Origin of the sequence: Fibrobacter sp. UWEL, from assembly GCF_900142535.1 — a bacterium.
Lineage (GTDB): Bacteria > Fibrobacterota > Fibrobacteria > Fibrobacterales > Fibrobacteraceae > Fibrobacter.
The window spans coordinates 215450-235082 of record NZ_FRBE01000002.1 but is presented as its reverse complement, the minus strand read 5'-3'; the positions used below and the strand labels follow the sequence as shown (position 1 = coordinate 235082).

General features: G+C 49.8%; 16 protein-coding genes and 2 tRNA genes. 12 read left to right on the top strand and 6 right to left on the bottom strand.

Annotated features, from left to right (window positions below):
* The first annotated feature begins 203 nt into the window (after positions 1–203).
* From BUB59_RS02435 to BUB59_RS02425, 3 genes are all read left to right on the top strand, one after another.
* The gene (locus BUB59_RS02435) at positions 204–1313 is read left to right on the top strand and encodes a hypothetical protein (RefSeq protein WP_073225284.1); all 1110 of its coding nucleotides are present in this window, start codon (positions 204–206) and stop codon (positions 1311–1313) included.
* A gap of 68 nt (positions 1314–1381) precedes the next feature.
* A complete protein-coding gene (locus BUB59_RS02430) occupies positions 1382–1876 on the top strand; it encodes a hypothetical protein (protein ID WP_073225282.1) in 495 nt (164 codons plus the stop codon).
* Positions 1877–1997: 121 nt separating this feature from the next.
* Entirely contained in the window at positions 1998–3701 is a 1704-nt protein-coding gene (locus BUB59_RS02425) for a CotH kinase family protein (protein ID WP_234979901.1), read from the top strand.
* Positions 3702–3816: 115 nt separating this feature from the next.
* On the opposite strand, the gene leuB is transcribed toward BUB59_RS02425, so the two are convergent.
* Both leuB and BUB59_RS02415 read right to left on the bottom strand, forming a co-directional pair.
* Positions 3817–4908, bottom strand: a complete 1092-nt coding sequence (gene leuB / locus BUB59_RS02420) for a 3-isopropylmalate dehydrogenase (protein ID WP_073160566.1) — start codon at positions 4906–4908, stop codon at positions 3817–3819.
* A 45-nt stretch (positions 4909–4953) separates the two neighbouring features.
* On the bottom strand, positions 4954–5895 hold the full coding sequence (locus BUB59_RS02415; RefSeq protein WP_073225278.1) for a tyrosine recombinase: 942 nt from the start codon (positions 5893–5895) through the stop codon (positions 4954–4956).
* A 256-nt stretch (positions 5896–6151) separates the two neighbouring features.
* On the opposite strand from BUB59_RS02415, the gene BUB59_RS02410 reads away from it, so the two are divergent.
* The 3 genes from BUB59_RS02410 to BUB59_RS02400 all read left to right on the top strand — a co-directional run bounded on the left by BUB59_RS02410 (position 6152) and on the right by BUB59_RS02400 (position 7557).
* Positions 6152–6224: transfer RNA gene (locus BUB59_RS02410), tRNA-Lys, on the top strand.
* A gap of 106 nt (positions 6225–6330) precedes the next feature.
* Positions 6331–6403: transfer RNA gene (locus BUB59_RS02405), tRNA-Lys, on the top strand.
* Positions 6404–6633: 230 nt separating this feature from the next.
* Positions 6634–7557, top strand: a complete 924-nt coding sequence (locus BUB59_RS02400; RefSeq protein ID WP_073225277.1) for a sugar nucleotidyltransferase — start codon at positions 6634–6636, stop codon at positions 7555–7557.
* A gap of 129 nt (positions 7558–7686) precedes the next feature.
* Here BUB59_RS02400 and BUB59_RS02395 read toward each other — a convergent pair whose 3' ends face one another.
* Both BUB59_RS02395 and recQ read right to left on the bottom strand, forming a co-directional pair.
* Positions 7687–10092, bottom strand: coding sequence for a DUF748 domain-containing protein (locus tag BUB59_RS02395; protein WP_073225275.1), 2406 nt, complete (start codon positions 10090–10092; stop codon positions 7687–7689).
* 21 nt (positions 10093–10113) lie between these two features.
* Positions 10114–11976 (bottom strand): DNA helicase RecQ, encoded by a 1863-nt coding sequence (gene recQ / locus BUB59_RS02390; protein ID WP_073225273.1) that lies wholly within the window; start codon positions 11974–11976, stop codon positions 10114–10116.
* Between the two features lie 240 nt (positions 11977–12216).
* Here recQ and BUB59_RS02385 point away from each other — a divergent pair, with 240 nt between their 5' ends.
* Positions 12217–12762 carry a hypothetical protein gene (locus tag BUB59_RS02385; protein ID WP_073225271.1) on the top strand — a complete coding sequence of 182 codons (546 nt, stop codon included), beginning with the start codon at positions 12217–12219 and terminating at the stop codon, positions 12760–12762.
* 83 nt (positions 12763–12845) lie between these two features.
* On the opposite strand, the gene BUB59_RS02380 is transcribed toward BUB59_RS02385, so the two are convergent.
* Positions 12846–13733, bottom strand: a complete 888-nt coding sequence (locus BUB59_RS02380; RefSeq protein WP_073225269.1) for a hypothetical protein — start codon at positions 13731–13733, stop codon at positions 12846–12848.
* A gap of 51 nt (positions 13734–13784) precedes the next feature.
* Here BUB59_RS02380 and BUB59_RS02375 point away from each other — a divergent pair, with 51 nt between their 5' ends.
* The 5 genes from BUB59_RS02375 (at position 13785) to BUB59_RS02355 (ending at position 18275) form a co-directional block, all read left to right on the top strand.
* Positions 13785–14654: a sugar phosphate nucleotidyltransferase gene (locus BUB59_RS02375; protein WP_073225267.1), complete on the top strand. Its 870-nt coding sequence runs from the start codon at positions 13785–13787 to the stop codon at positions 14652–14654.
* 101 nt (positions 14655–14755) lie between these two features.
* Positions 14756–15550 (top strand): RNA methyltransferase, encoded by a 795-nt coding sequence (locus BUB59_RS02370; RefSeq protein ID WP_073225412.1) that lies wholly within the window; start codon positions 14756–14758, stop codon positions 15548–15550.
* A gap of 92 nt (positions 15551–15642) precedes the next feature.
* Positions 15643–16071, top strand: a complete 429-nt coding sequence (locus BUB59_RS02365; protein ID WP_073225265.1) for a dUTP diphosphatase — start codon at positions 15643–15645, stop codon at positions 16069–16071.
* Positions 16072–16102: 31 nt separating this feature from the next.
* Positions 16103–17086 carry a fibrobacter succinogenes major paralogous domain-containing protein gene (locus tag BUB59_RS02360; protein WP_073225263.1) on the top strand — a complete coding sequence of 328 codons (984 nt, stop codon included), beginning with the start codon at positions 16103–16105 and terminating at the stop codon, positions 17084–17086.
* Positions 17087–17291: 205 nt separating this feature from the next.
* Positions 17292–18275, top strand: coding sequence for a diaminopimelate dehydrogenase (locus BUB59_RS02355; protein ID WP_073160427.1), 984 nt, complete (start codon positions 17292–17294; stop codon positions 18273–18275).
* A gap of 80 nt (positions 18276–18355) precedes the next feature.
* Here the strand turns inward: BUB59_RS02355 and BUB59_RS15460 are convergent, their stop codons facing one another.
* Complete coding sequence (locus BUB59_RS15460; RefSeq protein ID WP_234979900.1) at positions 18356–19531, bottom strand: hypothetical protein; 1176 nt, start codon at positions 19529–19531, stop codon at positions 18356–18358.
* Positions 19532–19633 lie beyond the last annotated feature (102 nt).

The window sequence follows — 19633 nt, the reverse complement described above, 5'->3', positions numbered from 1 at the left end:
AGCGAAGTGCGTAGCACGTAGTCGAAGGATCTAGCATTCAAAAACATCCGCTTCCTGCCTCACCGCAGGGGCGGATGTTCTTTTTATGCGTCTTTGTCACTCACTGACCCTTGTGCTCCATCGGCTTCCACTATGTTTGTCAAATTTTACTAGTGATGGGCACTATACAAAGCTATATTTGTGCCATCAAAAAGGGTTTTGACATGAAAAGAGTTTCTACTACGCTCGCCCTCGCTCTGGGCGCATTTGCAACATTAGCTTCCGCTGCTCAAATTCAGGGTTTTGTTTCTGGATATGCACCTGGCGATGTTAAGGTGAAGCAGACTGTTAATGGTGTTGAATCTAATTACGACCTTCATTCCGACATTGCCTATAGCTTGGGTGGCGAGTTCCTGGTATTCCCTGCTGGTCCCCTCATGGTGGGTGGCGGTCTTGGCTTTGTTAGTGTGCAGAAGGATGGCGACAATAACGTTGTGATGCCCGCAGTACCCCTGTTTGCTTCCGTTGGCGTAATCGGCCCCGAAAGATGGGATGCTCGTCCTTACTTTGAAGCCCGATTCGGTTACCCGATTCCTGCTTCTAAGTTCATGACTTGGTGGAACAAACCCTTGAATTTTTATGCAAGTGCAAACGTTGGCGTGCAACTGCCTTACCATATGGGTGTTGAACTCAACTGGTCTTACTTGACCATGGAAAAGAACTTTAAGAAAAGTGATGCTGACTATCGCTTCAATTCCATGAAGTTTGGCGGTTCTATTACGGTTCATTTTGATCTGTTCAAGAGCGATGACGAATCGAACGCTGCTTCTGCTGTAAAGGACGATGTTGCCGCAGAACCGGTTGCAGAACCTGCTGCCGAAGAAAATTCCTACGGATATTCTTCTGACGAAAGTGCAACGGAATCTTTGCCTACTGAAGAACCGTCTTATTCCGATTACTATGGTGAACCTGCTGCAGATCAGCCGGCAGAAGAATCCGTGACGGAAGAATCCGCAGGTGAACAGACTCCTGTATCTGAAGAACCTTATGCAGGCTCTGATGAACAGGCTTCTGAAGAGTCTGAAGTAGCTTCCGAAGAACCCGCATCCGAAGACGCATCTCCTGCTGAAGATGCTGCAGAGGAATCCGTTGCGGAAGAAACTCCTGCCGAAGAAACTGTAGCAGAACCTGAACCGGAACCCGAGCCTACCGTAGCTCCTGCTCCGGAAAAGAAGCCTGCCGCTAAGAAGGCCTCCAAGAAAAAGGCTGCTAAGAAGTCCAAGGCAAAAAAGTCATCCAAGAAGTCTAAGGCTAAGTCCAAAAAGAAGAAGTAAAGCCTAGATCTGATTAAGTTAGAGGTGCCGCGTTTCGCGGCATTTCTTGTTCGAATGATTGGTGAAAAATGTCTGAACAATTAACTCGTGATTCTTTGGTGGAATTCTTCGGTGCTGAAGAATACACTCGTCTATGCCGCCACGAAGCTGGCCATGCCCTAGTTGCGTTCTTGTTTAAGCGTCCTCTGGAATATGTGAAGATGACAAACTCCAAGGAACGTTCGGGCATTACCCGCATTACGGGAAGTGAGCTGGATGGCTCTGCCCATATCGCGATTGCGGGCCATATTTCCGAGTTTCTCATCCGCAAAAATTTCGCCTGCGATCTGGACACGTTAATGCGTGAGCTGCCTGCGGAACTGTACAAGAGCGATGCGGACTACCAGAGTTTTCAGGCTGCCTGCTATTACTTCCAGATGTCCGAAGTGAACGTGGTGGAACAGTGCTACAATATCCTTATGGCCTGCCAGAAAACCTTGCTGACTATTGCGGAAGAATTGGTGCAGCGCACCTGCCTGACCCGCGAGGACATTGAAGAAATCTTGAAAAATAACGGGAAGTAATTTCCCACCTCGCTTTTTTCACGATTATTATTTTCTTTTTTACACACCCTTAACACGGAACTTTTTTCGCGCCCCTTTTCCCGCAAATTCCATTGGTCTATATTACCCGTTGAGGTGTAATATGACTAGGATGTTTTTGCGTTTGGTGGCCGCTGTTGCCGTGTGCGGAGGACTGGTTGCTTGTGGTGATGATGGGACGACTTCCCCAATGGAGTCTCCTGTTACACCTGGATATTCCGAAAGTTCCGAAATTGTTGCATCAAGTGATTCTGAAAACAATAGGGCTGAAACAATTCTTCATTCCAGCAGTTCCATCTTGCAAAATGAGATGAGTTCATCAGCGGAATTTCATATCACAAGCTCATCTTCTCTTGCGGAATCAAGTCCCTCATTTCATGTAGAATCTAGTTCTTCTGTGCTCCTGACCACGTCAAGTTCCTCGGGCTTTCTGGTTGTGTCAAGTTCCTCGGAAACAGTGGTCGCGCCGTCCACCGATCCCATGCCCAACAACGGCATTCCATACATCCGCATTACGGTTCCCGATAGCGCGGCCCTGAACGATACGGATGCAAATGGAGAATCTATTTATAGTGAGGCTGTCATCGAAATTGCGGGCAACGGCCTGTATAATGATGTGCCGGCCTCGGCGGGGAAGGTGCGCTACCGCGGAAATTCCACTCGCCTTTGGTATCCCAAGAAGCCCTATCGAATTAAGTTCAGCGAAAAGACGGAAGTGCTGGGCTTGGCTGCAAATAAGGACTGGGTTCTGCTGGCCAATTACCGCGATCAAAGCAAGTTCATGAACGCAGTGGTTTTCGACATGGCCCGCAACATGGGCAATTTCAAGTTTGTCAATGCCAACCGTTTTGTAGAAGTTGAAGTGAACGGCGACTACAAGGGGATTTACCAGCTGACAGAACCGATCGAACAGGCTGCAAACCGCGTCAACATTGACAAGACCACCGGCGTGCTGTTCAATATGGACAAGGATGACGGTCCGGAATTGAATACCTGGGACAATAACAATTTCTGGAGCAGCGTCTATAAGTTGCCTATGGCGGTGAAGTACCCGAAGAACGTGACGTCCGACGATTTGCAATCCATCCAGGCGGACTTCGCCAAGGTGGAACAGGCTATTGCCGATAGCGACTTCGCGACCTTCTCGTCCCTCATGGATGTGGCAACCTTCATCGATTACCTGATTATTCAGGAAGTGACCCGCAACGTGGAAATTGAAGCACCCCGCAGTACTTATCTGTACAAGGAAAGTGCCGATGGCAAGTATGCTTTCGGTCCCATCTGGGATTACGACGGCGGTTTCGGCTACAGCTGGAACGAAGATACGTTCCAGTATTTCAGCGAGGATTCCTGGATTCTCAGCAGTGGCAATCCCAGCAAGAGCCCTTACAACTGCGTCGCCGCCAATATGAACGACTGGGGAACCTGCAATACCACTAGCGGGAATTCTGGTGGAAGTGCGGGTGGCCGCGGCGGAATGAACAACTTCGGTGGTGCTGGCGGAGGTTTCCCTGGTGGTTCAGCTTCCTCTTGGGACGGCTACAGCGAAAGCGGTTTCTTCACCAACCTCTTTGCAAACGAAGAATTTCTTGCCGCCTATAAGGCCCGCTGGAACGAACTGAAGGACGTCCTCTACAATTACGCTACTGGCGAACTGGATGGCTATGTGGCTCTTTGCAAAAATGCTCTGGACAATGATGCCGCCCGCTGGCAGCCCAAGCGCAGCTACACTACGGACATTGCAAGTCTCAAGAGCTGGCTGCAGAAAAGAATCGCCAACTACACAAGCGTAGTCGCCGCATATTAATTCAGAATTTGTTTGGTGAAAAAAAGACCAGCCCTTTTGAGGACTGGTCTTTTTCTTGCATTGTCATGCACAACAAAGTGCCGTTGTCATCCTCGACTTGATCGAGGATCCAGCATTACTTCAAAGCAGCAATAATAGCGTCGCCCATGCCGGTGGTACCGACCTTGGTGCAGCCTTCCTGGTAGATATCGCCAGTGCGGTAGCCCTGAGAAATCACCTTTTCGCAAGCAGCTTCGATAGCGCGTGCAGCTTCTTCTTCCTTGAAGGTGTAGCGCAGCATCAAAGCGGTGGAGAGGATCTGGGCCAGCGGGTTAGCGATGCCCTTGCCAGCGATGTCCGGAGCGGAACCACCTGCCGGTTCGTACAGACCGAAGGAACCTTCAGCGATAGAAGCGGAGGGGAGGAGACCCATGGAACCGGTGAGCATTGCGCATTCGTCGGTCAGGATGTCGCCGAACAGGTTCGGGCAGAGCATCACGTCGAAGTCGCGGGGGCGCTTCAGGAGCTGCATAGCAGCGTTGTCAACGTAGAGGTGTTCGAGAGTCAGTTCCGGATAGTCCTTGATGACTTCGTTCACAACTTCGCGCCACAGAACGGAAGTGGTCAGAACGTTAGCCTTATCGATGGAAGCAACCTTCTTGTTGCGGAGCATTGCTGCGTCGAAAGCGAAGCGAGCGATACGTTCCACTTCGTAGCGGCTGTACTTCATGGTGTCGAAACCGATTTCTTCCTTGGAGCCAGGAACGCCTTCGCGGCCCTTGGGCTGACCGAAGTAAACGTCACCAGTCAGTTCACGAACGGTAAGGATGTTGAAGCCGTCACCGACGATGTCAGAACGGAGCGGGCAAGCGCCAGCAAGTTCCTTATAGACGCGAGCCGGGCGGAGGTTGCAGAAAAGCTTGAAGTGCTTACGGAGGGGGAGTAGAGCACCACGTTCCGGCTGCAGGTTAGGAGGCAGGTGTTCCCACTTGGGGCCGCCCACAGAACCGAAAAGAATACAGTCAGAAGCTTCACCCAGCTTGAGGGTGGATTCCGGCAGCGGAGAACCGCTTTCGTCGTAAGCAGCGCCACCAACGTTGGCCCATTCTGCGTTCACGTCGAAACCGAACTTCTTGGAAACAACGTCCAGAACGCGGACAGCTTCCTTCATCACTTCCGGACCGATACCGTCGCCCGGGAGAACTGCAATCTTGTAATTCTTGCTCATTATTGAGTCCTTTGTTTAAATTTGAACGGCGTAAAAATAGTAAAATTATTTCTTTCCGCCTAGTTCTCGAGGATGGAATTGGCGGTGTTCCTGCTTGATAAATTCCTTGTCTACGTGGGTGTAGATCTGGGTGGTGCTGATGTCGGCGTGGCCAAGCAGTTCCTGCAGTACGCGAAGGTCCATGCCTGCTTCCAGGCAGTGGGTGGCGAAACTATGGCGGAAGGTATGGGGCGAAACCTGCTTTGTCAGGTGCAGGGTATGTTGCTGCACAATCTTCCAGGCACCCATACGGCTCATGGGCTTGCCGCGAGAATTTAGAATTACGTTGTCTGTACTCGGGTGGGTGAGGGGGCGACCACGCTCAATCCATTCCTTAAGGTTTTCCTTGGCCTTGCTTCCCAGAGGAATCAAACGCTGCTTGTTGCCCTTGCCTATGGGTGTCAGCCATTCGTTGTCCAGATCCAGCTGGGCTAGCTTGATTCCTAATGTCTCAGAAATTCGGAGGCCTGCGCTGTACATTAATTCAAAGAGGGCTGTGTCGCGCAGTGGGTTCTTGCCGTGGGCGGCGCTCTCAAATACACTGTCCACTTCTTCCCGCGTGAGGTACTGGGGCAGGTAATGCCCAAGGCGTGGCGTTGCCAGCATGCTTTCGGTGCTGAAGTCGTACTCACCCTGGTTCTGCATGTACTTGAGGAACCCGCGGAGGCTGGAGAAGTGCCTTGCGATGCTTGTGGCTGCGTATTCAATTTGGTCGTCGCTGCGCCCCTCTGACTTGCCGTTCCCGCTAGTTACCTTGCCAGCGGCAACTGTCAAGAATTCATCCAATTTTTCCGGAGTCAAATCCTTCAAGTCCAGTGCCTGCTCGTCCAGCCAGCCTACGAAATGTCGCAGGTCTTCCTGATAGCTCTGGATGGTCATGGGGGAGAGGTTTCGCTCCACTCCAAGGTATGCCAGAAAGGCGTCAAGACGGTTGGAATTTAGGCTCATGAGCAATTAATAATTAACAATGAACAATGAACAATTAACAATGAAGGATGAATGATGAGTTATGAGATGCGATGTATAAATTATGAAATTTTCGGGGTTTTTGCTGATGGTACGACCTTTTTCGTGATTCATAATTCGTAATTAATCATTTGTAATTCATAATTGCGAAATTTTTTTAAAAAAATTTGCCCTTTCCCCTTGCCAACCATCCCGAATAATTCTAATATTGTGCCCGTCGATGAGACAAAGCGACAATGGATGATTAGCTCAGTTGGTAGAGCAGCTGACTCTTAATCAGCGGGTCGCAGGTTCGACCCCTGCATCATCCACTAAGCTCTCGAAAGGGAGCGTAAAAGCGACAGACAAAGATAAGCGACTCGAAAGAGAACGAACTTTGAAACTTCGACTTTTATTTTTGCGATCGTTACCAACAATGGATGATTAGCTCAGTTGGTAGAGCAGCTGACTCTTAATCAGCGGGTCGCAGGTTCGACCCCTGCATCATCCACTAAAAGACCTCTCGAAAGAGAGGTCTTTTTGCGTTTTCTCGAAAGATTTTTTTGTACGTTATAAAATACTGGCTTACCGTTCCCGCGGACCTAGTTAAAGGATTTTTAACGGCGAGGAGTCGGATAAAATATCAGGTCACTCGTTCAGCAAAGTGGTTGAAAAAAACGTAAGAAAATCCTATCTTTTTATAACATTAGAGTAAATTTTTTAACAGACTGGTTGTTCTAGATGAAGATTGTTTTGCCTGTTGCCGGTAACGGATTGCGCCTCCGTCCTTATACGGAGAATGTTCCCAAGTGCTTGCTTCCTGTTGCCGGAAAGACAATTTTGGATTGGATCGTCGAAGATTCCTTGTTCCTGAAGCCTTCCGAAACCGTGTTCATTACGGGTTATAAGGCAGAAGTTGTAGACGACTTTTTGGAAACTCGCAAGGACTGGGGCAAGACCCGCACGGTGGTGCAGTCCAATCCTCAGGGCTTGGGTGAAGCTATTAGCCTGGCTCTCCCGTATGTGGAAGACGGCGAACCGCTCCTGATTATTTTGGGCGATACCCTTTTCGAAGCGGACCTTACCGTTCTGGAAAATGCTCAGGACAATATCCTCTACACTTACAAGGTGGAAGATCCCCGCCGTTTCGGAGTGGCAGTTACCGACTCTACCGGCCGCATTGAACGCCTGGTGGAAAAGCCTCAGGAATTCGTTTCCGACGAAGCTATCGTGGGCATCTACTACATCAAGGATACCAAGGTCCTGAAGGAATCCCTGAAGTACCTCATGGATAATAACATCCGTACCAAGAACGAATTCCAGCTGACCGACGCCCTCGAGATGATGATCCAGAAGGGTTGCAAGTTCCGTACCGCTCCTGTGACCAAGTGGCTGGATTGCGGCCTTGCCGAGACCTTGCTGGAAACCAACGCCATCGTGCTGAATCGTAACGACAACTCTGCCGAAGCTAGCTTTGAAGGCTGCGAAATTATCGCTCCCTGCTACATCGGTAAGGACGTGCAGCTCTCCAATTGCAAGATTGGTCCCAATGTCTCTATTGGCGACGGCTGCATTATCGAGAACAGCTCCCTGCAGGATGTGGTGGTCTGGGACGGCATTAAGATTTCCGACAAGAAATTGGATAACGTCATTATTCACGAATAGTCTTTCGTTTCGGCTTGGCTTTTGGCCCCGCTGGTGCTGAATGCAAGTAAGAACGGCTCCCCTTTGGGGAGCCTTCTTTCGTTTAAAAGGTAATGTTTGAGATGGCCTGCAGGTGCGGGCTGGCTTTCGTTATTGAACGTCCAGCTGGACCTTGTAGGCCGGCTTGCCTCTGTAGTTCACCAGGTCCTTGCGGGGAGCGGTAATGACCTGCAGGTTCTTCTTGGTAACACCCTTCTGCTGCTGGAGAACCTTCAGCATTTCCTGGTTGCGCTTGTCGGCCATGGCGAAGATTTCCTTTTCCAGAGCGGAACGGTTCAGGTCCTTGGAATGTTCCTTGGCGTAGGCGGTGAACAGGCTGTCCTTATCGTCGATGGCGATGATTTCGCGTTCATCCAGTTCGTTCAGGGCGGTCTTGTTGTTCTTTGCCTTGTAGTATTCCGTCTTCAGCTTGCGGGTGCGGAAGGCGTCCACAGTCTTCTTCATGTTGAAGCTCTGGACGAATACCATCTTCAATTTCGGGTCGGCAGTGACTGCCTGGACCATCTTGCCGGCCTTCTCGAACTGTTCACTTTCGAAGCTGACGTTCATGGGATCAATAAGGACTTCGTCGTTCTTGCCAGTGTTAATGCCAAGAGCGCCTGCACCGGAGTTCGCCAGGTTGCCTACCAACTTCAGGGGAGACACGGCCACCTTGATCAGCAGGTTCATGACGGTCTTCCAGATGATCTTTCCGTAGGAAAATTCCGGATCCTGGAGGTTACCCTTCACGGGGATATCGAATTGGATCTTGTCGTCCTTATCCTTTAAGATGTACAGGCCAATCTTCATGGGGACGGTGAATTCCGGATCCGTATTGGGATCCTTGTCGCCGACGTTGATGTTGTAGATGTCGATGGTGTTCTTGCTGTCCAGATCGTACTTGTTGATTTTGTTGTCGCTGGCAAAGGCCAGGGTGCCTGCGCTGATGGGATAGCCCGTAAAGTGGTGGCTATAGGGGGTGAAATGCTTCAGGGCCAGGTTCTTGACGCTGACGTAGGCGTCCATGGTGCTCATGTCGGAGAGGGCGCCCTTGTACTTGACGCTCAAGCTGCCGCCATCGGGGAAGTTTGCTCCTACGTTCACGGCGCAGGGGGTGTTGAAGTTAATGTTGTTGCCGGTGACGGTAATGTTGCTGACGGTAAAGCTGAAGGGCTTCTTCAGGGTCATGTCGTTGGCAGTAAAGTTGGTGTTCTTGACCAGCAACTTGTTCAGCACAAATTTCAGGGGCTTTGCGGGTTCCTTGGCTTCCTTCTTGGCTTCTTCCTTAGCTTCTTCCTTAGCGGCGGCTTTAGCTGCTGCCTGGGCTGCTGCAGAGGTGTCCACGGGGGCGTCTGCCACGGTGATGGAGTCGGTCATGTCCACAGCGGCGCTGGCGGAATCGCTTTCGAAGGTGGCGTTGGAATTGCTCTTGAGCAGGGTGGCAAAGTTGTTGCCCTTCTTGAACATGTCGAAGTGTGCGTTGACACCGTCTACTACGACAGAATCCACCTTAATGTCCATGTCGTTGATATTTGCCTTGGCGACGCCTACGTTAATCTTGTTCAGGCTAATGGTCTTGCCGGAGGTTTCCGTAAGCACGATATCGCTTAAGGAAACGGTTCCCTTCACGTCGGAAGCGATGGGGGCGTTCACGTTACCGGCCACATCCAGATCTACATCCAGCATGCCGCCGAAGTCCTTATAGGTCAGGAAATCCTTCAGGTAGGGATTTGCTACCGCCAGACTGAAGTTGTGGAGGCCCACAATCACGTTGAAGTTGGAGGTTTCCATATTGAAGAGCAGTTTCACATCCAGGTCGCCGCCATCGGCAAACTTCAGGGTAAGGCCAATGTCCGTATCCTTGTTGCTGAAATAGATGGCGGGAATCAGCAGGGAGAAGTCCACCAGCTTGAACTTGGAACCCACCTTCTGGTCCTTATAGATGATGTTGCTCTTTTCGATGGTAATGTTATCAATGGCAAGGTTTAGACCGTGCAGTGCCTGAGAGACGCTATTGCTGATGTTCAAGGTGTCCGTCTTGGCGGAATCACCCTGGGCCACGACGGAGTCCTGAGCGGGAACAGCTTCGATAGCGGTGGAATCTTGAGCGGCGGAGTCCTGGGCGCTGGTGTCTGCCGCAGCGAGCTTCTGCAGAATATCTGTGAAGTTGAACTGGTCCCCGTTCTGAATCACCTGGGCGTAAAGACCTCTCAGGTAGATTTCGCTGACGTTGATTTCCTTGGCCAGGAGGCGTGTGGGATCCAGGTTGATCCTGAAGGCGTCAAAGCCTACAAAAGGCGTCTTGCCGTCCTGTTCATAAACCATGAGAGAGTCGATGGACAGGGTAAAGGAAGTAAGGCTGAAGCTGATGTCGGCAACCTTGATGTCGCGACCTATCAGTTCCTGGGCGTGCCCTTCGATATAGTTTCGGGCGATGGAGGGTGCCACCTTGATGGCGGTAATCAGCAGGGCGATAAGTGCCCCTAGGACAATCAGGACTATATAACGCTTCTTCATGTTCCCTAAAATAGAAATGTTTTAATTTTCGTTAATCACGTCCAGAAATTCCTTGCCGTATTTACTGAGCTTCATCTGGCCGATGCCGGGCACTTCCGCAAGTTCTGTAAGGCAGGTGGGACGCCTGTGGACAATTTCCAGCAGCACCTTGTCGCTGAAGATTACATAGGGCGGCACTCCCGCGTGGTCCGCCAGATTCCGGCGGTGTATTCGGAGGGCTTCGAAGAGGGTGGCGTCGCTGCCTTCCAGTTCCTCCTTGGCGCTCAGACGAACGTGGGTGGGTTCGCTAGACGTCTTTTGTAATCCGCGACGATCCAGACTGCGTCTTTCCTTGGGGGCCACCATTTCGTCTAAGACTTGGGCCAGTTCAATCTTCTTTTCGCCGAAAAGGACTTGCCTTCCGAAATCTGTAATACGCAAGGTCTTCTGGTCCGTATAGCTCATGGTGAGGCAACCCAGGTGAATCATTTGCTGGATGTAGGATTTCCATTTCTCGGCAGGGGTGGTAATCCCCACACCAAAGGTTTTCAGCTGGTCGTATTTTTTAGTGATGATTTCGAAACGGTTGGAACCCCGCAGGATGTCAATGATCATGGCGGCGTTTTCCGTCTCGTGGGTTCGGGCGATGGCGCTCAACGCCTTTTGCGCCAGGATGGTTCCGTCGAATCGTCGGGGCGGGTGCCTGCAGACATCGCAGTTTCCGCAATCGCTTTCCATAATCTCGCCGAAATACCCCAGAAGGATTCGCCTCCTGCAGATGAGACTGGTGGCGTAATGCTGGATGCGATTCAACTTTTCTAGCTGGAGGTTTCGTTGGGCGGCGTCGGGACACTCCTTGGCGAATTTTGCCAGCTGTACCACGTCCCCGTCGGAATAAAACATAAGGGTGTCCGCCGGCAAGCCATCGCGACCTGCACGCCCGATTTCCTGGTAGTAACCCTCCATATTTTTCGGGGTGTTATAGTGAATCACGTAACGAATATTGCTTTTGTCGATTCCCATGCCAAACGCAATGGTGGCGCAGATGACTCGGGTGCGGTCAAACAGGAAATTGTCCTGAACGCGGGCTCGATCCTCGGGGCTCATGCCGGCGTGATAAGCTTCCGCATGGATACCCACTTTGGACAACTCTTCCGCTACCGTCTCCGTGGACTTTCGGGAGAGACAGTAAATAATGCCCGCTTCCTTACGGCGATCTCGGATGAAGTCCGTTATTTCGCCCAGCTTGCTCTTTTTCGTGTAGTTGCATTTGACTGTCAGGGATAGGTTCTTGCGGTCGAAGCTGTCCTGGATCAGGTTTTCTGCAGGTATGGAAAGCTGCTTCAGGATGTCTTCGCGGGTAATGGCGTCCGCAGTTGCCGTCAGGGCTAGCATGGGTACGCTGGGAAATTTCTCCCTCAGTTTAAACAGCTGGGTGTATTCCGGGCGGAAATCGTGACCCCACTGGGAAATACAGTGGGCCTCGTCAATAGCGAACATGGAGATGCAACCCTGAGGCAAAAGATGGTCCATTTCGAAAGTCAAACGTTCCGGAGAGATGTAGAGCAGTTTCAGTTTCCCTTCGCAAAATGCCCTACGGATTTCTGCCGCTTCCTCTGAGGATAAACCGCTGTTCAATGCCGCCGCCGGGATTCCGTTTTCCTTCAGGGAATCCACCTGATCTTTCATCAAGGCGATCAGGGGCGAAACCACCACGGCGCACCCGTCAAATACAAGCGCTGGAATCTGGTAGCATATGGACTTGCCGCCCCCTGTAGGCATTAGCGCCAGGGTATCCTTTTGGTCTAGAATCTGGAGGATTACTTCCTTCTGTTTCGGGCGGAAATCGCTAAACCCGAAATACTCTTTCAGCTTCTTGAGGGCGGTGGGGTACAGTTCGTTCATACGTCAAATATAATAAAAAGTGTACGAATGTGCAGTAGTTTTATTTTTTAACAAGAATTTCAGTGTCATTTTGACTCGGTAAAAAACAAAATATTCTCTAAAATTATGATTTAAATAATAATCTATCATTTTGCGTGATAAATGCCATACGAATAATGTATTTGAATCCCTCTTCAGGAATGTCTACCTTGTGGCCATCGAAAGAGAAAACATCAAAAAAACTTTTAAAAGGAGTTTAAAATGAAAAAGATAATTCTCTTGATTATGGCAATCAACTTCTATGCTTTCGCCGCCTACATTGATTTTGGCGCAGGCTCGGGAAATGGAGCTGTATTATCCGATAATTTTGACGTGACCGATGAATGCGGTTCCAATTGCACCAACGGCGCTATCGAATATGGTGTTCGTATTGGTGGGCATCTGGGACAGAAATTTGTACTCGCAGGTGAATTTGACGGACTGGCAAATGTCTACGTGGATGGGGATGACTATATGATGTTTAACTCCTTCTTTGTTGGACCTAGCTTGATCTTCTATCCTGGAGAACATTGGCAGCTGTCTGGTTCTTTGGGATATGCCTGGACTGCCAACAGGGTTGATTTTGACGAAGTCAGCCTTTCGGATGGAAACGGCCTGGGTATGGCTTTGTCCTTCGGTTATGAAATAGGAAAGGACAAAGGTGCTTTAGTGGGTGCTAAGCTTTTCGCAACCACCGTGGGAGTTGGAGATGGTGAGACCATGTCAAATGGAGGTGCAATGCTCTTTGTCCGCTTCTATAGCAAATAAGAACTTGAATATATCGGATATACTGCTACAAAAAAGGAGGACCCTTCGGGGTCCTTCTTTGCATCAAAATGTTTTAGTCTCACTTACTGTTCTTTTTTCTGACGGGTAAGAATCATGGTGATGATTTCTAGAATTAGGAAACTGCTGCTAATCACTAGAACTGCATTTCTAAAATCTGCCGTGGCAACGAAAATGTTCAAGGTCACAAAGGCGATGGGGCAGATTACAGCGAACTTATATCGTTTCTTGATTAAGACCACGTATACGATCAAAGCCAGGATGGCTGCGGTAAAGAATAGAATGGAAGATTCCAGGGGAATTGCTTCCAGCGAGTCTTCTACAGCGATGAATAGCAGACCCACTTGTTGCACCAGCAAGGCGAGAATGGCAAGGCCGATGCCTACGATTCGCAAAATGTGAATGTCATCTTTTTTCAGGTTGATAAAGAAATTCTGAATCGCTCCCCCCGCTTTCTGGGATTGTCCGGTAACGGAAAGTTCCAGGAAGATGGTGGGGAGGGAGAGAATGGCGGAGAAGTTGGCACAGCCCTTGGCAACGTCCGCACCCATGCCGTACCAGGATAAGTGCTGGGTGGTGTAGAACAGGGAGGCGAATGCCACTATGGGAATGAACAGTGCCGGAATCCAGGTATAGCCCTTGCACTTGTAGGCCCGAATCAGGTAAATCAGGGAGAAAGCTAGAGCTGCCAGGGTAATGAGAATGGCTTCGTAATTGAAGGTGGCGCTAATGTGTTCTAAGCCCTTTCCGAAGTCGTAATCGTGGCCGCTGGTCCAGCCATTGACCACTGTAAATGCGGTGGCGGCGATATTCAATACCAGGGTAAAGATGATGAACACCATGGCGAATACACGCAGGGGGTGCATCTTCTTACTGTTCTCGCGGATGGCCTGCTTGGAGGAAAAGTCCTTGAGTACGTCTACGGTTTCGTTCTTGAATTGATTCAATGCCATGGGTTAAGCCTACTAGTTTTTCTCGGTGCTTTAATATACTATTTTTGGAGCATGAAATCCTGTGATTCAGATGAGTTGAACGTTCTTATCCTGGCGGCAGGCCTGGGAACCCGTCTCCGCCCCTTGACTAGCGATGTGCCTAAACCTCTCGTGCCTGTTGTGGACAAGAGTATTCTGGAGCAGCAGGCTCTTAAGGCTCGTTCTATTGGCGATGTTCGTTTGCATGCCAATGCCCACTATTTGGCCGACCAGATTGTGACAGAAGGTGAACGCCTGGGCTTTGAAAAGGTCTGGGTGGAATATCCTGAGATTTTAGGAACGGCTGGACCGTTAAAGCGTATTTATCGGGAAGGTTACCGCGGTGGCTTGCTCATTATGAACGGAGATGCCTACTGCGGTTTTGACTTGAAAAAGTTTGTGGAAAACGCTAATCGCGTGTTTGCCGCGGGTGGGGACTGTTCGCCGGGTGTGGCCTTGCTGGCCGTTGACTTTCCTAAGGTAAACACCTTCCGCGTGAATGCAGAAGGCCGTCTGGTGGGGGTTGCTGGTCGTTTTGGATCTGAGGAAGGTGCTGCTGCTACATTCTCTGGAGTTTCCTATTACAGCGACGAGGCTCTTGCTCGCATCGCAGACGGAGAATTCGATATCCGTGAATTCTGGAAACAGGAAATTGCCGCTGGCCGCCCGCCCTTTGTGGACATGAGCCAGATGAATGCCACCTGGATTGACATGGGCTCTCCGGAAGGCTTGTGGAATGCAACCGCTGCCCGCCTTAAAGAACTTGGTGTGGACCGCTGGAGTAGTGCCGCGCTGACGGTGGACGCCGCAAAACGTTCCATCGTGTTTGCCGGTGCCGAAGTGGGCGAGGGTGAAGTGGTGGAAAACGAAATCCGCGGCCCTGGATTCGTGTGGAATATTTAGTCTGACGTCATCCCTTCGACAGGCTCAGGGCAGGCTCTGAGCGAAGAACCTTGGGTTCGTAGTCGAAGGATCTAGAATGTTTAGAATTGAAGGAATTTAAGATGCGTAAGTTTAGAGTAGTCCTAGTAGAACCGGAACATCCTCACAACGTGGGCTTTGTTGCCCGTGCCATGCATTGCTATGCCTTGGATGAACTGTACATTGTTTACCCCAAGCGTAACAAGGTAATTGAGAATTCCTACCATACTGCTGCCAATAGCCACGATATTTTGGATAAGGCCACCATCGTTCATACCTTCCAGGATGCTATCGGTGACTGCTCCTGCGCAGTAGCTTTCAGCCGTCGCATTTTCGGTAGCGCCATCAAGCATTGCATGGTGCCCGACTTGTCCGGCATGCTTCCCGAAGATGGAACTATTGCCTTGGTGTTCGGTCGTGAATCTTGCGGCCTCGCTCTTGAAGAAGTGAATGCTTGCACTTACCAGTGCGAAATTCCGGTACCTGGCCTTATGAGCTTGAACCTGGGTCAGGCTGTCTCTATTTCTTTGTATGAACTGTGCCGCTCCGGTGCTCTTGCAAACGGTGAAGGCCGTGCCAAGCGTGGCTCCAAGGGCGCCTGCGAAACTCAGCCTGCCACCATTGATCAGATTAACGGCTTCAAAAAGTTCTTGGATCGCTATTTGACTGGCCAGTACCATGATCAGGCTTGGCGCGATAACTTCTTGAATACTCTGCTCCAGAGACTGCACCCCACTCGCAACGAACTTTCTGCATTGTTCGGCTTGCTCCGTAACGTTGCTGGAAAACCCGCCCGTTTGGAACAGGCCGAAGACCGCGCTGCTAAGGCTAAGGCCGCTGCAACTGCGAAGGACGCTGCCGAAGGTAACGCGGATTAATTAGAATGTCATCCTGAGCGAAGCGCGAAATACGATAGAATGTCATCCTGAGCGAAGCGCGAAGCGCGGAGTCGAAGGATCTAGGAGAAAGAATGAAGATTGTTATTCAATACCTCGACGACACTATTCCTCGCCTGGAATATGTGGGCGGCAAGTCTGACTGGATCGACCTTAGCGCTGCGGAAACCGTTACTCTGAAGAAAGGCGAATTCCGCCTGATTCACTTGGGAGTTGCTATGAAGCTGCCGGAAGGTTATGAGGCTCACCTGGCTCCCCGCAGCTCCACTTTCAAGAACTTCAAGATCCTGCAGACCAATTCTGTTGGGGTTGTAGATTCCAGCTACTGCGGCGCGAACGACTGGTGGAAAATGCCGGTCTATGCCACCGAAGACGTGACCATCGAAAAAGGCTCCCGCATCGCCCAGTTCCGCATCATGGAAATCCAGCCCAAGCTGGAATTCGAAGAAGGCTTCCTGTCCGATAAGGACCGCGGCGGCTTCGGCAGCACTGGCGTGAAGTAATTATCAAATTTTGGTTGTTAGGAGAACAAATATGAATATGTTCAAGAATTTGGCTGTAATGGCTCTTGTCGTTGGGTTTATTGCATGTGGCGACGATAGTTCGACTGGCTCACCAACCGACGCAAAGGACGACGGTTCCTCCTCAAGTGTCATCTCGAGCGATGGTTCCTCCTTCAGCGAAAGTGTCATTCTCGGCTCCTCCTCAAGTGTCATTCCGAGCGTAGGCTCTGCCGGAGTCGAGGAATCTAGTAGCAGCTCATCTTCCAGCAGCAGCGTAAATGTCAGTCTGAGCTCGTCTCAGAATCAGCTATCCTCTTCAAGCAGTTCTTCTTCCGTAGATAAGTTTGTTTGGTCTTACCTTAATACTGATATTGAATATGAAGAATTTACGGATGAACGAGATGGTCAAGTCTATAAAAGTGTAAAAATAGGTGATCAGGTATGGATGGCGGAAAACCTGAATTATGCTTATGTTGTGCCAACTGCTGAATGGGATTCTTCTAGTTTCTGCTACGATGATGAGCTTGATAACTGTGCTAAATATGGTCGCTTGTATTTGTGGAGCGCGGCGATGGATAGCGCTGCAGTATTCAGCGAATCAGGACGCGGTTGTGGATTCGGTGTGGAATGTAATCCTAACGGAATCGTTCGCGGGGTTTGCCCTGAAGGGTGGCACTTGCCTAGTTCTGAAGAGTGGTATGCCCTGCATAGTTCTGTTGGTGGGTATCTGACAGCTGGTAAAATGCTTCGGACGACCAGTGATTGGCACAACAATAGCAATGGAACGGATGGCAATGGAACAAATGCATATGGCTTTTCCGTCTATCCGTCGGGTTACAGACATGTTAACTCTGTTTTTTATTCTCGGCTTGGGTATGATGCTCATTTCTGGATGGCTGATGAATGGTCGAAAACGAATGCTAGCTACGAAGAACTTGTTTATGGGTATGACTACACTACAGGTGATGCGGATCCCAAAAACCTGGGTTATTCAGTTCGTTGTTTAATGGATTAAAATTATTGTCAAAAAATTTCATTTACGAAAAGTGTAAAACAAAAAGTGTAAAAATGGCGTTTTTTACATAAAACGTAAAGAAATGGCCCTAAAATGCCCTTTTCTCTCTAAAAATTGACAAAAAACTTGTAGTTTTGTTTTTCACTCTTTGTTATTTTTCAACTGCAAAAATTTATAACAAAAAAGCCTCTATAAGGACTTTATTATGGCAAAAATCGCTATTCTCGGTTATGGTAACTTGGGCCGCGGCATCGAATGCGCAGTCAAGAAGACCAAGGACATGGAACTTGTTGCAGTATTCACCCGTCGTGATCCCGCTACTGTTAAGATTCAGACCCCGAACATTCCCGTTCTCAACGTTTCTGAAATTGAAAAGTGGGCTGACAAGATCGACATGCTGGTGATCTGCGGCGGTAGCGCTACCGACCTTCCGAAGATGACTCCGGAAATGGCCGCAAAGTTCAATGTCATCGATACTTTCGACACTCACGCAAACATCCCCACTCACTTCGCCAACGTTGACGCCGCTGCTAAGGCTGCTGGCAAGATCGCCATGATCTCCGTCGGTTGGGATCCGGGTATGTTCTCCCTGAACCGCGTCTATGCAAACGCAATCCTCCCTGATGGCAAGGACTACACCTTCTGGGGCAAGGGCGTTTCTCAGGGGCACTCCGACGCTGTTCGCCGCATCAAGGGTGTTAAGAATGCTAAGCAGTACACCTGCCCGGTTCCGGAAGCTCTGGAAGCTGTCCGCAGCGGTTCTATGCCTGAACTGACTACCCGTCAGAAGCACACCCGCCTCTGCTACGTGGTTCTTGAAGAAGGCGCAGATGCAGCCTACGTCGAAAACGAAATCAAGACCATGAAGAACTACTTCGATGAATACGACACTACCGTAAACTTCATCAGCGAAGAAGAATTCAATGCAAACCACAGCGGTCTCGCTCACGGCGGTTTCGTGATTCGTACCGGCAAGACTGGCATGAACAACGAACACACTCATGTGATCGAATACAGCCTCAAGCTGGACTCCAATCCGGAATTCACTACCGCTGCCGTGATCGCATTTGCCCGCGCAGCTCTCCGCATGAAGGCTGAAGGCAAGACCGGTTGCTTCACTGTGCTCGATGTTCCTCCTGCATACTTGAGCGAACAGAGCGGCGAAGAACTCCGCGCACATCTTCTGTAAGAAATTCGCGCAGTTCCTGCGTACTTGAAAGAAATTTCAAAAGAAAAACGACCGGTTTTGCCGGCCGTTTTTTCGTTGCGTTAATTATCGGGGAAAACTCTGAGGATGGGATCGCTTAACGCTGTCGTTGGTAGGATGACTCTGTTGTTGGATGCATCCACAATAATGGCGATTCCTGTCAGGTAGTTGATCCAGTAGTTGAAATCGTTTTCGTGCTGGTGGAACTGCAGGTTGATTTGCCGATCGCTTGCTGCAATAACCAGGGGCACCAAAAACTTGTCATGGGAAATTGCCATGGTAATGGGGTGCATCTTGTTGTAGGTAAAGTGCGTTTCCATCAGTTCTGCCATACGTTCGTCAATGTCGTAGAATGCTTCCTTGCATTCGGGAACGGGCTTTTCTTCGTAAGCGATGTAGGAGTAAGGGGACCAGCCCCAACTCCAGTTGTATTTGGACTGGAGCGTATTTCTGCAGTTTTGAAGTTTTCTATCGTCGGTAACGAGGTAGGTGTCTTCTATATCGCTGGTTTCCAGGTGGTCATCGGCTTCTTTGCTCTGGAAGGGAACGTTGGTTTCCGAGAAGGCCTGTTCCTTTCCTTCTACAATCTTCAGGACTGTTTCCATGGTGCGGTATACTTTGGTATTCATGAAGTAGATATCGCCAATGTCTTTCAGTTCTTCGCCAAAGGCTTTAGATTGCTTGCGTCCTTCGTCATTGAGACCCGCCTGGTCGCCGGAGGCACTCTTGTTACGTGCGGCATGTCGAATAATGAATGCCACCTTTTCGTCTGACTTGACGCAGGGGAGGATGTCTTGAAGCCTGCTGAACTTGTCGGTGGTGCTTCGAATGACCTGGCAATCGGTATCGCCATTCAGTTCTGCAATCTTGCTGCCAGAATTGCTCTGTTTTGATGAGGAACTGGAAGATGACTGGTTCCAATTACCCCAAGGATTCCACTGCTGGTTCTGTTTGGAACTGGAGGATTGCTGATCCCAGTTTTCTTGAGAACTGGATGAACTTATCTTAGCTGAACTGGACGAACGAGTCTTAGCTGAACTGGATGAAAGGACCGCAGAGGAACTGGACGATTTTGGAATCGAGCTACTGGATGATTCTATGCTACTGGAACTCTGCCTTGCGGAACTGTACTTATCCCAGGGACGGTAATGGGTCGTGTCTAAAACTGCTTGTGGATCATCATCCCCGTTGGGATCAGTAATGCCAGTATGTCCTTTGCAAGCGGACAATGTCAACATAAAAAATGCCAAAACAGGCATAACCGCCAGTATGGCTATACAATGTTTCCTCTTATTCCTCATGAAGGGAAAAATATCTTTTTTCTCTCTTTTGAGAATAAG